This window comes from Streptomyces sp. B1866, from assembly GCF_031932565.1.
Taxonomy (GTDB): Bacteria; Actinomycetota; Actinomycetes; order Streptomycetales; family Streptomycetaceae; genus Streptomyces.
In genome coordinates this window covers 1-13,811 of record NZ_JAVSCF010000175.1, presented here as the reverse complement: position 1 = coordinate 13,811, position 13,811 = coordinate 1, and the positions used below count along the sequence as shown (strand labels likewise).

The following is a 13,811-nucleotide window of genomic DNA, read 5'->3' as shown; positions in this document are numbered from 1 at the left end:
GGGGCCGCCGCCCGGCGCGTACCCCGCCGCGGGCCCGCCCGGCGGCGGCCCGGCCGCCTCGTCAGGCCCCCACGGCTGCCCCCACTCCTGCCCGCCCGCCGGAGTCACCTGCTGCGGCTCGGAGTTCTGCGGGGGCCACGGGTCGCCGTGCGCGGGCAGCACCACGCCCTCGTGCACGGTCCGCGGGGGCTCAGCGGGCCGCGCGGGCGGGGCCGCGGGCGGCCACGGTTCGTTCCCCTGTCCGCTCTGCGTCACCGGGACTCCTAGGTATGCCTCGGAAATGCCTTGCCCGGGCTGGACATTCCCGGAGTCGGAACGTACGCAGCCGTCGGCACACGCTACCCCGCTGCCCCCGCCTTCCGCGCTCCCGCTCGGCCCCCGTCTCACCCGCTGACGCAGGTCCCGGAGCGCACGCCGCCCCGCGCGCCGCACACCCGGCCCGCGGGGGCGCGGGCACGGCCGGGACCGCCAGGGCNCCCGCTGACGCAGGTCCCGGAGCGCACGCCGCCCCGCGCGCCGCACACCCGGCCCGCGGGGGCGCGGGCACGGCCGGGACCGCCAGGGCCTCCCGGAAACCGCCCAGGCCCACCGCGGGCCTCCCCGGGACCCCCGCGGGCCCCGGGACCGGTGGGCCTCCCGGCGACCGCCGGGAGGCCCACCGCTACGCCGCCTGCATCTCCAGCCGGGCCCCGAACTCCCGCACCACCGGCTCGTCCCGGAACGGCTCCAGCCGCTGCTGGAAGTCGTCCAGGTACTCCGCGCCCCGGTTGGACCGCAGCCTGCCCAGCAGCTCGACCGCCTGCGTGCCCGTGTGGCACGCCTGCTCGACCTCGCGCTGCTGCACGTACGCCGTGGCCAGCAGCAGCAGCCCGATGGCCCGCCGCCGCACGCGGCCCTCCGGGTGCCCGGCCAGGGCCTCCTCCGCGCGCCGCCGCGCGGGCTCGGCCTGGCCGAGGTCGCGGTGGCAGTGGGCCAGCTCGTCCGCCAGGTACGCCTGGTCGAAGTGCCGGATCCACTGCGGGTCGTCGCCGGTGTGCTCGCCGCTGCCGCTGCCGGTGGCCCGCTCCAGGGCCTCGGTCGCGCGCCCGGCCGCCGCGTGGCACGCGCGGGCGTCGCCCATCAGCGCGTGCCCGCGCGCCTCGGCGGCCAGGAACAGCGCCTCCGCGCGCGGCGTGACCTGCCCGCGCGAGCCCTCCTGGGCGGCCTTGGCGAGCTGGGCGATCTCGCGCGGGTTGCCGAGCTGGGCGGCGAGGTGGCTCATGCTGGCGGCCAGCACGTACCCGCCGTAGCCCCGGTCTCCGGCGGCCTGGGCCAGCCGCAGCGCCTGGATGTAGTACCGCTGGGCCAGGCCCGGCTGGCCGGTGTCCACCGCCATGTACCCGGCCAGCTCGGTCAGCCGGGCCACCGCACCGAACAGCTCGCGGCCCACCTGCTCGCGGTACGAGCCGGACAGCAGCCCGGAGACCACGCTGTTGAGGTAGTGCACCACCACCGGCCGCACGTGGCCGCTGCCGTACCGGTGGTCGAGGTCGACCAGCGCGTCCGTGGTGGCCCGTACGGCCGCCACGTCGGCCCTGCCGACCCGGGCCCCGGCCGTCCGCGCCACCTGCGCGTCGGCGGCGGTGATCAGCCAGTCCCGGCTCGGCTCGACCAGCGCGGAGGAGGCGACGGTCGAGCCGCTGAGGAAGTCGCGCCGTCCGACGTCGCTGCGCCACAGCTCGCAGACCTGCTCGATGGCGCCCAGGACGGTGGGCGAGAACTGTAAACCCACCCCGGAGGCGAGGTTCTTGCCGTTGGCCATGCCGATCTCGTCAATGGTGACCGTACGGCCCAGCTTGCGGCCCAGAGCTTCGGCGATAATGGCCGGGGCCCGTCCGCGCGGCTGCTGGCCACGCAGCCAGCGGGCGACGGACGTCTTGTCGTAGCGCAGGTCGAGACCGTGCTCGGCGCCGCACATGTTGACCCGGCGTGCCAACCCTGCGTTGGAACACCCGGCTTCCTGGATGAGCGCTTGCAGCCGTTCGTTCGGCTGCCGCGCGACGAGGGGCCTAGCGGCCATGGACGTACCCCCTGGTTGCTGTCGTGCGTTCCACCGAACGCCGTCCCTTGGGATCACTGCCCCGCCTAGATAGCGGGTACACGAAAGATTCCGCCGAAGTGCAGGTGTTGATGGAAAATTCGGGACTTGCCCGTATTGACCGCGACGCGCGCGGTCCGCCCACGAACGCCCGCGGCATGCCCGCCGGAGCCCGCGGCGAGCCTCCCAGGGACGTCGAAACGCCCTGGTGGACCCGCGGACGGCCGCGGTGAGCCACGGACAGCCGTGATGTGCCCCTCGAAGCTCGCGGGCCTCCCCCATGGGCACGCGGCGCGGCCCCCGGGCCCCCTCGTATGCCCGTCACGGATGGTGGCTACCCGTTTACAGGGCACTCACCGAGCGCGCGCCCCCGGCCGTGCTTCGATGCGCCCCGTATGCCGTTCCGTTCGCCGCCGGATGCCACAAGGATGTAGCCAGCACCCGCAGTTGGCGCACCGAAACCCGAGATCAGCGAGATCAGACCGAAAGTTGTGTTGAGCGTGGAAGAGAGCATGGACGTCACTGGAACGCCGCGAGACCTCCGGCAGCGCGGCCTGGAGTTGCTTGACGCCGCCGTGCGGTATGCCGAGGACCGCCACTGGGACGTGTTCCCCGGCACCTGGCTCGAAGCCGCCGACGGCGTCGAGCACTGCTCCTGCGGGTCCGCCACCTGCCCCCGGCCCGGCGCCCACCCGGCCACCCCCAACTGGGCGGGCCAGGCCACCGGCAGCGCCGCCGCCGTGCGCCGCATGTGGGACCAGACGCCGCGCGCCTCGGTGCTGCTGCCCACCGGCCGCTCCTTCGACGTGCTGGAGGTGCCGGAGGCCGCCGGGTTCCTCGCCCTGGCCCGGCTGGACCGGCTCGGCGTCCAGGGCGGCCCGGTGCTGTCCACTCCCGACCGCCGGATGTACTTCCTGGTCCTGCCCGGCGCCGCCGGGAAGCTGCCGGACATGCTGCGCAAGCTCGGCTGGGTGCCGTCCACGCTCGCCCTGACCGCGCTCGGCGAGGGCGGTTACGTCCCCGCGCCGCCCACGCGCGTGGGCTCGCGCGGCGCCGTCCAGTGGGCCCGCCAGCCCACGGTCGCCAACCGCTGGCTGCCGGACGCCGAGGAGCTGGTCAGCGCCCTCGCCTACGCGTGCGCCCGCGAACGCCGCTGACCCTCGCCCCACCCCGGCGCCACCTCTCCCCACCACCCGGCCGGATTCACGGGGGACCGGCCGGGCCGCCCCGGGGCGCCGTCGGCACGCGCGTGCCGGCCCTCGGCGGGGCCCGCTAGGCGGGCTCGGGCCCGCGGTACGGACCGTGCCCCGCGCCGGACCCCGACCCCGCGCCGGACCCGCGCCGCGACCGGAGACCGGGCCCCGGTACGACGCGGGAGCCGACCACCGGATCGGCCCCGGAACCGCCCCCGCCGGACCCGGAACGGGCATCAGCCCCGACCCCGGAACCCACTCCGGCCCCGGAACCCGGCCCGGACGCGGACCCGACACCGGCACCAGCCCCGGACCCGGAACCGGCCCCGGAACCGGCCCCAGACCGCGAGCCGGACCCGAAGCCCGAACCGGACCCCGGCCGAGAACCCGACCCCGACCCCGGCCCAGACCCCGGCCCAGACCCAGAACCCGAACCGGACCCCGACCCCGAACCCGAACCCGGCCCAAGGCCCGAGCCCGACCCCGGCCCAAGGCCCGAACCCGAACCGGGCCCAGACCCCGAGCCGGGCCCGGACCCAGACCCGGCACCCACCCCGGCGGACGCGGAAGGCGACCCGGAAGCGGACGCGGCCCCAGAACCGTCCTCCGCCTCACGACCCGCACCCGCCCCGGAAGAGGCCCCGCCCCCGCCACCGCCACCGAAACCGGCCTCCGCCCCGGACGGGGACCCGGCACCCGCCCCCGCCCCGGACCCGACCGGCTCCGCTCTCCAGTACCGCTCCATCACGAACCTGAACTCCCGGTGCCCCGCGTGCTCGGCGGTGTGCCGCAGCGCCCACTCCGCCACCGGCCGCCGCGTGCCCTCGACCGACTCCGACTCGGCCCCGCACACCACGCACAGCGCCGAGAACAGCGCCCACGGCCGCCCGCTCCCGGTCTCCGCGCTCAGCCGCCACCCGTCGCAGGTCCGCACGGCCAGGCCCGTCACCGGCCGGATGCCGTCCGCCCCGGAACCCGCCTCGCCCCCCGGCGGCACGGCGCACTCGCCGCTCTCACCCGGACCCTGACCGGATCCGTCCGCCAGCAGGGTGCGGGCGGCACCGGACCCGAAGACGGCCGCCAGCAGCTCCTCCTCGCTGCCGTGCCACAGCCGGGCGACCACGCGCCGGGCGATCTCGTCCCGCATCCCGGCGTGCGGCCCCTCGCTCCCGTTTCCGTCGTCCCCCGCGCGCGGCCCCCCGCACCACCAGCACGGCGTCGGCCCGGCGCCCGCCCCCGAACGCGCCGCGCCCCTCCGCCGCCGAAACCGCCATTCCCCCCGGGCCCGCTTTTCCGCGAACCGCACAAACGCGCGAACCGTCACCGGCCGCACCTCCCGATACTGTCCCTGTTCCGCGCGGCGAGCCGGACGCTCAATTCTTCCTGCCGACTTGCACTGCGAATGTCCTTGGGATTCGCGTCCCACTCACGGCCGCCGCCGATGGGCCGGAGCTGAAAGCACGGCCCGTCGTGTCCCATCACCTCACCGAATTCGCCCCGCGCCCGGTCAAGGACCACCTGCCCCTGCTCGAACTCGTAAGCGAAATCCGGCGGCTTCCGCCGACTCACCGCTCCAACGCCCGCCGCAGGGCCGCCGCCCACTCCCGCGCCTCCGCGGCCGAGATCTCGCCGAGCGCGATGTACGGACCGGGGCGCCCGTCCGGCCCGTACTCCCCGGAGCGCACAACCCGCGCGCCCGGCAGCGCGATCCCGAGCGCCCCCAGCACCTCGACCAGCTCCCTGAGCACGGCCTCGACGTCCACCGGCCCGTCGCCGTCGTACGGCAGGTGCGACTCCTGACGGCTGACCGCCCGCACCTGCGCGCGGACGGCGACCTCACCCCGGCCGAGCTCGCTCTGCCCCTTGGCCAGGCGCTCGACGGTGTCGCGCAGGTCGGGCTCGGGCGCGTATTCCTGGGTCATCACATAACCTCGCACACGTGTACGGCACTTCTGGCGAAGTGCCAATTTCTGTTTCCACCAACAGAGTTGCGCATCAGACTCTAGAATCAGAAGCCCATTCGCTCCCAACAGGGAAGTTGGGCCCAGAGAGGAGACGCGGCCATGGGACGACGACTACGCGAACTCACACCCGGACGTTCTGGACGGCACTTCTTCGGTTCGGAAGTCCGAAGGCGCCGGGAGCAGGCGGGGATGACCCAGGACCAGCTCGCGAAGGTCATCCAGTCGAGCAGCAGCCACGTGTCGCGCGTCGAGGTGGCGGACTACATGCCGCCGGAGGACATGCCCGCGAGGCTGGACGCGGCGTTCGGCACGGACGGCATCTTCGGACGGCTGTACGAGCTGGTGCGGCAGGAGATCCACCCGGACCAGTACCGCCGCAGCCTGGCCCTGGAGGCGCAGGCGCTGGTCATCGAGGAGTACGCCGGGCACACCGTCCCGGGCATCGTGCAGACCGAGGACTACGCCCGGGAGCTGTTCCGCAAGTTCGACCCGACGGCGACGGACGAGGCGATCAACCAGCTGGTGGAGGCCCGCATGAGTCGGCGGGCCCGGCTGCGGGTCCCCAACCCCCCGCGCCTCTCCCTGATCCTGGACGAGGCGGTGATAAAGCGCGAGGTGGGTGGCCCGGAGGTCATGCGGAGGCAGTTGGCCGACCTCATCGACCTCGCGGACACCCCGACGACGGACGTGCAGGTGCTGCCGTTCGCGCACGGCGCGCACGGTCTGCTGGGCGGCTCGCTGACGCTCCTCACCCTGGAAGACGCCATGGTGGCCTACGAGGAGAGCATCACGACCGGGTTCCTGCACGAGGATCCGGAGTTCGTCAGGAACTGCCGCCGGAACTACGATCGGATCAGGGCCTACGCCCTGTCGCCCACCGACTCGGCGGCGATGATCCGATCCGTGATGGAGGAACTTTCCTCATGAGCACCGCCCCTGACCCGGCCCGAGTGGGCTGGGTCAAGTCCAGCTACAGCAACGGCAACGGAGGCCACTGCGTGGAGTGGGCGCCCGCCGTCGCCGCCACCGGGGTCGTCCCGGTCCGGGACAGCAAGGACCCGCAGGGCCCCGCCCTGGTCTTCGAGGCCCCGGCCTGGTCGGCGTTCGTCTCGGCCGTGAAGGCCGACGCGCTCCCGACCGTCTGACCCCGCGCCGTAGCGCAACGCGCGAAGCCCCGTCCCGGAATGACGGGGCTTCGTCGCGTTGCGGGACCATTTTGGCCGACTTCCTCCACGCCCACCACCCCGCCTCCCGCCTACGCTCGGTCCGTCCGCTCCGCCGCCGTACCGACGCCCCGGAGGCCGCCATGCCCAGCACCCCCGACCTGTCCACCGCGACCTGGCGCAAGAGCACCCACAGCAACGGCGACGGCGGCCACTGCGTCGAGATCGCCGAGGGCTTCCCGGGCGCGGCCGAGTGGATCAAGTCAAGCCACAGCGATTTTGACCACGCCAACTGCGTCGAGTGGGCCCCCGCGTACGCCCCCACGGGCCTCGTCCCCGTCCGCGACAGCAAGACCCCCCACGCCCCGGCCCTCCTCTTCCCGGCCCCGTCCTGGTCCGCCTTCGTCACGGCCCTGAAGACGGCGAGGCTTCCCGTGCGTAGCGGGCTCCGCGTGCCGTAGCGTGGCTGCCGGTGTCCATGGGAGGACGTATGCCCACGCAGTCGACCGATCACGGCGGAGAGCTGGTTCCCCGGCCCCGTAAGACCTACCCCGCGTTGCGCGCCGCGCTCGCGCAGGTGGCGCCGTCGCGGCTGGCGGAGATGGCGACGGAGCGCGACACGGTCTTCACGATGGCCACGCAGTCCAACAGCTTCGGGCCGATCGCCATGTTCCAGCTCAAGTGGGCCACCGTGATCGAGGTCGAGCGGTTTCCGGAGGTGTCCCGGCGGCTCCACGCGGCAGAGCAGGCGGTCCAGACCCTCGACAAGGACGATCCTGCCTGGCGCGCCGCCATGGACGAGATCAGGACCATCATGGACACCGCGCGCGCGGGTCAGTGGTGAGTGACTGGCGCTGGGAGTACGACCCAGACGCTCATCACGTGATCGGCGACTCGCCGGATCTCGCGTTCGTCGCGCGGGTGGAGGAACGCGCCGACGAACTGTCCGCGCGGCAGCGGCTCTCTACCTGGACGGCACCTCCTACCAGGGCATCTCTCCTGGCCTGCAAGAGGCGATCCTTCCAGGCGGTGGCATGTTTCAGTACGTGACCGTCGTACGGCAGGAGCGGCGGTACATCGTCCACGTGACTCCCTGGCCGCTCTGACCCACACGATGGGACCGACAGCGGGTGACGCCGACACCGGTGGCCAGGGGCCGTGGTGCCCGATTCCCCGCCTGGCGCCCCACCCGACGCCGCCCGGCAGGCCCTCGGCCCCTGGGACGACGCGAAGCTGATCATCGACCGGCGCGGCGCGCGGGTGTGGCGGCTGCGGATGGCCGACGGCCGCCGCGTCGCGCTGAAGACCGCCGAGCCCGGCCCCCCGGGGCATGCTGCCCGCGCGGGAGGCGTACGTCATCGGCGCGGAGGCCGACCGGGCCGGTGGCCGGTCGACTACGAGGCGGCCGAGGTCGACCCCGCTCCCGGCGACCTGGCGGCCAAGCGCCGGGGGGTCGCCCACGACGACCCGGACGCGGCCGCGCCGCCGCCAACCGGCCCTCCGACCACGCCGGTTTCACGGAGGTCGACCGGCTGTGGAGCTTCACCCGGCCCTGCCGCTGAACCGCCGCGCCACCTCGGCCGCCCCCGGCCGTCCGTGGCTCGGCACCCCAGGGCTGGGTACGGTCTACGCTGTGATCAGCGTGTCACAGCCGGGAGAACCCACCAGGCGCACGGACCAGTAGTACGCACCGGCGAGGAGATGGCGAGGAGAATGGCGCAGGCTCCAACGATGTCCGGCTTGGCGCGCATCGAGACTGTGCGCGTGCGGAACTACCGCGCGCTTCGCGACTTTCACCTCTCCGGCATCACGCCCCTGACCGTGGTGGCGGGCCCCAACGGTAGCGGGAAGTCCACGCTGTTCGACGTTTTCGCCTTCCTCGCCGAATGCTTCGACGACGGCCTGCGGCGAGCCTGGGATCGGAGGGGCCGCGGGCGGGAGATCCGGTCCCGTGGCTCCACCGGACCCGTCGAGTTCGAGATCAAGTACCGGGAGCCGGGGCTGAGCCCCATCACCTACCGGTTGGCCATCGACGACGGCAGGCGCGGTCCGGTGGTCGAGTCGGAATCGCTTCAGTGGCGGCGCGGAAAAAGCGTCGGGGCACCGTACAAGTTTCTCGACTTCAGGCAGGGCGAAGGAATGGTGATCACCGGGGAGGTCCCGGAGGAGGGCGACCGGAGGATCAACGAGAAGCTGGATTCTCCGGACCTCCTCGCGGTGAGCACCCTCGGCCAGCTCGCCGGGCATCCGCGGGTGAGCGCCCTTCGCCGTTTCATCACCGGGTGGTACCTGTCGTATATCTCGGCCAATGACAGCCGTGGCATCCCGGAGGCCGGGCCGCAGGAGCGTCTTTCCAAATCGGGAGACAACCTGCCCAACGTCATGCAGTACCTGGCAGAGCAGCACGAGGACCGGCTGGAGAAAATCCTGCGCATTCTTGCGGAACGGGTGCCTCAGCTCGAAAAGGTCGGCACCAAGCCGCTGGACGACGGCAGGCTGCTGCTGCAACTCAAGGACGCGCCGTTCACGGAGCCCGTCCAGTCGCGCTGGGCCTCGGACGGCACCCTGAAGATGCTCTCCTACCTGGTGGTTCTTCATGATCCGGAACCACCCACGCTGATCGGGATCGAGGAGCCGGAGAACCATCTGCACCCCAGACTCCTGCCCGAACTGGCAGAGGAGTGCCGGGCGGCGGCGGAGCGCAGCCAGGTTTTCGTCTCGACGCACTCGCCCTTTCTCGTGAACGGAATCCGTCCCCAGGAACTGCGGATTCTGCACCGGAAGGACGACGGCTACACGAGATCGTACCGGGTGTCCGACAACTCCCAGGTCGTGCGCATGATGCAGGCAGGCGCGGCGCTCGGCGACCTGTGGATGGAAGGGTACTTCAACGCGGGGGACCCGCTGGCCCGCCGAGACCGGTGATCACCGGATGCTGGAAATCCTTCTTGAGGAGCCGAGCGCCGAGGCCGTGCTGCGCATCCTGCTGCCGCGCCTCGTCCCGGGTGCGACCGAAGACGTCGATTTCGCATTACGGGTCTACAACGGCAAGGCCGACCTGCTGCGGAAACTCCCGAGCCGACTTCGCGGCTACGCGTCGTGGGCGGCGGGTGCGGACGTCCGCATTCTGGTGTTGCTCGACAGGGACGACGACGACTGCGTGGAACTGAAAAGAAGGCTGGACCACATGGCCGCTCAGGCCGGTCTCACCGTGCACAGGAGCGGCGCGCGGTGCGACGGCGGCGCTTTCAAAGCCCGCATCGCCTGCGAGGAGATCGAGGCGTGGTATCTGGGCGATCCGGAAGCCTTGCGGAAGGTCTATCCGCGCATGAAGAACTTCGAGCAGCGCAGAGGACTGCGCGATGTGGACGCCGTCACCGGCGGGACCTGGGAGAAGCTGGAGAAGCTGCTCCAGGACGCGCACTATTTCCCGAACGGCCTGCGCAAGCTGGAACTCGCCCGGTCACTGGCCCCGGAGTTGAGCCTCGACAGCAACACCTCATCCAGCTTCCGGCAGTTCTGCCGGGCCGTGCGGGAGCTGCTGCCGGTCGGCTGACGCCGTGCCGGTGTCGAGGCCGGGGCGGGGTGGCCGGGGCCCCGGGCCGGGTCCGCCCCGGCCTGAGCTGGCGGGCGACGCCCCGCGGGGCGCGCGCTGCCGCGTATGGCCCGCCCACTTCCACCCCGCCCGCCGCACCCTCTGGCGCCGCCAAACCGTCCGCGCCCGCCAGACCCCCTGGACCCGCCGGACCCCCTGCACACTCCGGGCCCGCCGGACCCTCCAGGCCCTCCGGACAGGAAGCCGCATCCTCATGGCCCTGAACCAGAGCCCGGCCCCGGGCCCCGCCGCCGCCTCGGCCGGTCCGGACCCCGCCGGGGTCACCGGCCTGACCCGGCTGTCCGCGGCCGAGCAGTTGCGCGCTCTGCAACGTGGCGAGGTGTCAAGCCGCGAGCTGACCGAGGCGCATCTGGCACGTATCGCAAGCCACCCGGAGTGCAACGCCGTGGTCACCGTCGACCGCGAGGGCGCCCTGGCCGCCGCGGACGCCGCCGACGAGCGGCGGGCGGCCGACCGCGGCGAGCGCGGCGACGGCCGGGCGGAAACGCTGCTCGGGCTGCCGGTCACAGTCAAGGACTCGCTGGAGACGGTGGGCCTGCGCACCACCTGCGGTTCGCCCGACCTGGCCGACCACGTGCCGGACCGGGACGCGGACGCGGTGGCGCGGCTGCGTGCGGCGGGCGCGGTCGTCCTCGGCAAGACCAACACCCCGCCGATGTGCCAGGACATGCAGACGGCGAACCCGCTGTTCGGCACCACGCCCAACCCGCACGATCCGGCGCGTACCGCGGGCGGCTCCTCCGGCGGCCCGGCCGCCGCCGTGGCGGCCCGCCTCAGCCCCCTGGACGTGGGCAGCGACCTGGCGGGCTCACTGCGGCTGCCGGGCCACTACTGCGGCGTGTACGCGCTGCGCCCCAGCTTCGGCGCCGTGCCGACCCGCGGCCACATCCCACGCCCGCCCGGCTGGCTGACGACCTCCGACATGCTCGCACTCGGCCCCGTCGCCCGCACCGCCGCCGACCTGGACCTGGCGCTGGACGTCTTGGCGGGCCCGGCGCCCGGCGCCGCGGCCGGGTGGCGGCTGGACCTGCCCGCGCCGCGGCACGCGCGGGCGGGCGGTTACCGGGTCGGCGTGTGGGCCGACGACCCGTACTGCCGGGTGGACACCGCGACCCGCGCGCTGCTGGACCGGGTCGCCGGGGCACTGCGAAAGGCGGGCGCCCGGGTGGACGACACGGTGCGGCCGGTGGATCTGGCGCGGTCCACCCGCCTCTTCCAGGCGCTGATGTTCGCGGGCTCGGCGGCGAGTGCGCCCGCCGACGCGTACGCGGCCGAGATCGCCGCCGCGCAGGCCCTGGACCCGGACGACGCCTCCCCGTACGCGGCCTGTCTGCGCGCCCGCACCATGCGGCACCGGGACTGGCTGTCGGCGGCCGAGGAGCGCGAGCACCTGCGCGAGCGGTGGCGGACTGCTTCCACCGCGTCGACGTCCTGGTCACGCCCGCGGCGCCCACGGCCGCACCGCCGGACCTGACCGGTACCTGATGGTCGACGGCGAGCGGCGCGGCTACTGGGAGCAGGCCACCTGGCTCAACCTGGCGAGCCAGGTCCACCTCCCGGCAGCCGCCGTGCCGGTGGGGGCCACGGCCGCGGGGCTGCCGCTGGGCGTGCAGGTCATCGGCCCGTACCTGGGCGACCGTACGGTGACGCACGTGGCCGGGCTGCCGGGCTCGCTCATGGGCTGAGGTCTGCCGTGCGGCTGGACGCCGGTGGCCCGGACCGCCTCCCGCCCCGCCCGCACACCCCGCGGCCCGGACGCCGCGCGGGCGTCCGGGCCGGGGTGGGGGAGGGGGATGGTACGGGGGTGTCGGAGGCCTCGACGGCGTCGGAGGCCCCGGGCGGGTCAGGAGCCCGGGCAGCTGCTGCGGTACTCGGCGATCGCGCCGCCGGGCCGGGGAGCCGGGCACAGGAACCGCTCGTAGCGGGTGTCGTTGTCGACGTAGCGCTTGAGCCAGGCCAGGGTGTACGAGCCGATGGTGGCGTTGTAGCGGGTGGGCGCCAGGTGGCCGGCGCCCTTCAGCTCCAGGTACGCCCGCTCGGGCGCGGCGGTCAGGGACTGGTAGAAGGGCTCGGCGTGCTCCTCGACGGGCGCGGCGGTGTCCCCGTCGGCACCCACGATCAGCGTCGGCACGCGCACCCCGGACCAGTTCTTGAAGAGGTGCCAGGGGGTGAGCGGGACGGCGGCTCGGAGGCCGGGGCGGTTGTAGGCCGCGTTCAGGGCACCGCCGCCGCCCATGGAGTGCCCGGCGACGGCCAGCCGTCCGGCGTCGATACGGCCGCGTACGGCGCTGCTCCCGGTCAGGTAGTCGAGCGCGGCGAGGAGCTGCCGACCACGGGCGGGAGGCTGGTCGTTGTAGGTGTCGAGGACGTTGATGGTGAAGACGACGAAGCCGTTGGAGGCCGGTTTCCGCCCGTACCAGGCGATGGAGGACTGGTTGGCGGAGTAGCCGGGCGAGATGGCGACGGCGCCGAACGTCCCCTGGCTGAGATTGGTCGGCGCGTAGATCGTCCCGCCGCCGAATCCGGCCTGTGCGGGAACGGTGATCCTCTCGTACGTGAACGGGCCGTCGGGGGCCTGCACGCTCGTCGGCGTCGGGTCGGGGCCGCGGCGGTACTCCGTCTCCGCGGCGGTCTGGACGGCCTGGGCGGCCTGAGCGGTCCGCGCGGCGGTGGCGGCGGTGGAGGACGCGGCGGCGACGCCGGTGAGCGTGCCGCCGACGAGGGCGGCGCCGGTGAGGACGGCGGCCAGGGAGGTTCTGGTCCGCGGTCCGCGGGCACGGCGCTGGGCAGGGTGGCGCATGGGGGTCCTTGGGCACACGAGGAGCGATGTGGGGGGAGCCCGCCGGGCCGGGCCGTCCGGGCTGCCTGGCAGCGGGGCGGTACCGGTCATCCGGCCGGCTGGGCGGGCTCGGGTTCGGGGTCCGGGCCCGCGTCTCGGCGCGGTGGTGAAAGGAGGAGTGGACGGGGCCGTACGCGCCGCGCGTCCGCGACCCCGACGCCATGGACGCGAAGGTCGTGCCCATGGCAACCGGGTCGGCAGTGACAGTACAAGCGCCACAAGGGTTCGGCAATGCCGAACAGAAGTCGTCTCTTTTCAGCCATATAGCGTTCGTATTCGCGGTTTGCTGGTCGGACCGTCAAATCGTGGCTGAAACAGGGGAATCCGCGAGAACCGGAACCGGCGGGCCTACCCGACCTCTCCGCCGACGAGATCCGCGTCACCCTCTCGCGCGGGGACCGCCGCCCCCGCCGAAGCCCCCGCCGAAGCCCCGGCCGCCGCCACCGGGGCGCCGGCCCCGCGCAGCCGCTCCAGCTCCCGCTGGAGCAGGTACACGGCGTCCCGCAGCACGTCGAGCACCGCGGGTGAGACGACGACGGCGACGGTCTCCCCGGCGCCGTTGGTCAGGGACACGCAGTTCGCGCCCCGGGCGAAGGCGAGCGCCCGCTCGGCGTCGAAGGCGAGCGGAGCGCCGTCCTTGGCCCGCCCGGTGAGATCGTCGCGGCTTCTGGCCACGTAGCGTGTGATGCTCTCCAACTGCCGGGCCGCGTCGGGGATGGAGACGGTGTCCACCGGGCCCCTGCGGCGGCGGCCGTCGAGCTGTGGGCGATCCATGTCGGCACGGTGGCACAGCCCGCCCGTGCCCACCAAGCCGCCGGTACGTCAAGGGGCGGCGAACGAGTCACCGGGCTGCACGGGGTCACGCGGCGGGCCGTACGGGCGGGCCGGGGTGCGCGACACGGGCGGGCGGCGCCGGGCTGCCAGGGCGCCGCCGGACGGCCGCACCGCGCCGCCCGGCC

14 protein-coding genes and 1 pseudogene are annotated in these 13,811 nt (G+C 73.9%); 10 read left to right on the top strand and 5 right to left on the bottom strand.

Annotation, left to right across the window (positions count from 1 at the left end):
• Both RKE29_RS20955 and RKE29_RS20950 read right to left on the bottom strand, forming a co-directional pair.
• A pseudogene (locus RKE29_RS20955) lies at positions 1-255 on the bottom strand (hypothetical protein); the annotation flags it as partial.
• 406 nt (positions 256-661) lie between these two features.
• Positions 662-2,059 (bottom strand): transcriptional regulator, encoded by a 1,398-nt coding sequence (locus RKE29_RS20950; RefSeq protein WP_312007044.1) that lies wholly within the window; start codon positions 2,057-2,059, stop codon positions 662-664.
• Between the two features lie 530 nt (positions 2,060-2,589).
• Here RKE29_RS20950 and RKE29_RS20945 point away from each other — a divergent pair.
• On the top strand, positions 2,590-3,234 hold the full coding sequence (locus RKE29_RS20945) for a bifunctional DNA primase/polymerase (protein ID WP_312007043.1): 645 nt from the start codon (positions 2,590-2,592) through the stop codon (positions 3,232-3,234).
• Between the two features lie 854 nt (positions 3,235-4,088).
• Positions 4,089-4,298, top strand: a complete 210-nt coding sequence (locus tag RKE29_RS20940; protein ID WP_312007042.1) for a hypothetical protein — start codon at positions 4,089-4,091, stop codon at positions 4,296-4,298.
• Between the two features lie 537 nt (positions 4,299-4,835).
• Here the strand turns inward: RKE29_RS20940 and RKE29_RS20935 are convergent.
• A complete protein-coding gene (locus RKE29_RS20935) occupies positions 4,836-5,192 on the bottom strand; it encodes a hypothetical protein (RefSeq protein ID WP_312007041.1) in 357 nt (118 codons plus the stop codon).
• A 141-nt stretch (positions 5,193-5,333) separates the two neighbouring features.
• On the opposite strand from RKE29_RS20935, the gene RKE29_RS20930 reads away from it, so the two are divergent.
• From RKE29_RS20930 to RKE29_RS20895, 8 genes are all read left to right on the top strand, one after another.
• On the top strand, positions 5,334-6,161 hold the full coding sequence (locus RKE29_RS20930) for a helix-turn-helix transcriptional regulator (protein ID WP_312007040.1): 828 nt from the start codon (positions 5,334-5,336) through the stop codon (positions 6,159-6,161).
• Positions 6,158-6,379: a DUF397 domain-containing protein gene (locus RKE29_RS20925; protein WP_312007039.1), complete on the top strand. Its 222-nt coding sequence runs from the start codon at positions 6,158-6,160 to the stop codon at positions 6,377-6,379. Before RKE29_RS20930 ends, RKE29_RS20925 begins: the two co-directional genes overlap by 4 nt.
• A 161-nt stretch (positions 6,380-6,540) precedes the next feature.
• The gene (locus RKE29_RS20920) at positions 6,541-6,858 is read left to right on the top strand and encodes a DUF397 domain-containing protein (protein ID WP_312007038.1); all 318 of its coding nucleotides are present in this window, start codon (positions 6,541-6,543) and stop codon (positions 6,856-6,858) included.
• A 17-nt stretch (positions 6,859-6,875) separates the two neighbouring features.
• A complete protein-coding gene (locus RKE29_RS20915) occupies positions 6,876-7,241 on the top strand; it encodes a hypothetical protein (RefSeq protein ID WP_312007037.1) in 366 nt (121 codons plus the stop codon).
• Positions 7,242-8,137: 896 nt separating this feature from the next.
• Positions 8,138-9,322, top strand: a complete 1,185-nt coding sequence (locus tag RKE29_RS20910) for an AAA family ATPase (protein ID WP_312007036.1) — start codon at positions 8,138-8,140, stop codon at positions 9,320-9,322.
• A gap of 7 nt (positions 9,323-9,329) precedes the next feature.
• Positions 9,330-9,953: a DUF4276 family protein gene (locus RKE29_RS20905; protein ID WP_312007035.1), complete on the top strand. Its 624-nt coding sequence runs from the start codon at positions 9,330-9,332 to the stop codon at positions 9,951-9,953.
• Between the two features lie 253 nt (positions 9,954-10,206).
• On the top strand, positions 10,207-11,487 hold the full coding sequence (locus RKE29_RS20900; RefSeq protein ID WP_312007034.1) for an amidase family protein: 1,281 nt from the start codon (positions 10,207-10,209) through the stop codon (positions 11,485-11,487).
• A 10-nt stretch (positions 11,488-11,497) separates the two neighbouring features.
• Positions 11,498-11,698, top strand: coding sequence for an amidase family protein (locus RKE29_RS20895; protein ID WP_312007033.1), 201 nt, complete (start codon positions 11,498-11,500; stop codon positions 11,696-11,698).
• Positions 11,699-11,856: 158 nt separating this feature from the next.
• Here the strand turns inward: RKE29_RS20895 and RKE29_RS20890 are convergent, their stop codons facing one another.
• Together RKE29_RS20890 and RKE29_RS20885 are read right to left on the bottom strand one after the other, a co-directional pair.
• Complete coding sequence (locus tag RKE29_RS20890; RefSeq protein WP_312007032.1) at positions 11,857-12,813, bottom strand: alpha/beta hydrolase; 957 nt, start codon at positions 12,811-12,813, stop codon at positions 11,857-11,859.
• Positions 12,814-13,200: 387 nt separating this feature from the next.
• The gene (locus RKE29_RS20885) at positions 13,201-13,626 is read right to left on the bottom strand and encodes a hypothetical protein (RefSeq protein ID WP_312007031.1); all 426 of its coding nucleotides are present in this window, start codon (positions 13,624-13,626) and stop codon (positions 13,201-13,203) included.
• Positions 13,627-13,811: the final 185 nt, after the last annotated feature.

What these genes read in the sequence shown, in the direction of transcription:
- RKE29_RS20950 (WP_312007044.1), bottom strand. Translation starts at nt 2,059, where the DNA reads ATGGCCGCTAGGCCCCTCGTCGCGCGGCAGCCGAACGAACGGCTGCAA.
- RKE29_RS20945 (WP_312007043.1), top strand. Translation starts at nt 2,590, where the DNA reads ATGGACGTCACTGGAACGCCGCGAGACCTCCGGCAGCGCGGCCTGGAG.
- RKE29_RS20935 (WP_312007041.1), bottom strand. Translation starts at nt 5,192, where the DNA reads ATGACCCAGGAATACGCGCCCGAGCCCGACCTGCGCGACACCGTCGAG.
- RKE29_RS20930 (WP_312007040.1), top strand. Translation starts at nt 5,334, where the DNA reads ATGGGACGACGACTACGCGAACTCACACCCGGACGTTCTGGACGGCAC.
- RKE29_RS20925 (WP_312007039.1), top strand. Translation starts at nt 6,158, where the DNA reads ATGAGCACCGCCCCTGACCCGGCCCGAGTGGGCTGGGTCAAGTCCAGC.
- RKE29_RS20920 (WP_312007038.1), top strand. Translation starts at nt 6,541, where the DNA reads ATGCCCAGCACCCCCGACCTGTCCACCGCGACCTGGCGCAAGAGCACC.
- RKE29_RS20915 (WP_312007037.1), top strand. Translation starts at nt 6,876, where the DNA reads ATGGGAGGACGTATGCCCACGCAGTCGACCGATCACGGCGGAGAGCTG.
- RKE29_RS20905 (WP_312007035.1), top strand. Translation starts at nt 9,330, where the DNA reads ATGCTGGAAATCCTTCTTGAGGAGCCGAGCGCCGAGGCCGTGCTGCGC.
- RKE29_RS20900 (WP_312007034.1), top strand. Translation starts at nt 10,207, where the DNA reads ATGGCCCTGAACCAGAGCCCGGCCCCGGGCCCCGCCGCCGCCTCGGCC.
- RKE29_RS20895 (WP_312007033.1), top strand. Translation starts at nt 11,498, where the DNA reads ATGGTCGACGGCGAGCGGCGCGGCTACTGGGAGCAGGCCACCTGGCTC.
- RKE29_RS20890 (WP_312007032.1), bottom strand. Translation starts at nt 12,813, where the DNA reads ATGCGCCACCCTGCCCAGCGCCGTGCCCGCGGACCGCGGACCAGAACC.
- RKE29_RS20885 (WP_312007031.1), bottom strand. Translation starts at nt 13,626, where the DNA reads ATGGATCGCCCACAGCTCGACGGCCGCCGCCGCAGGGGCCCGGTGGAC.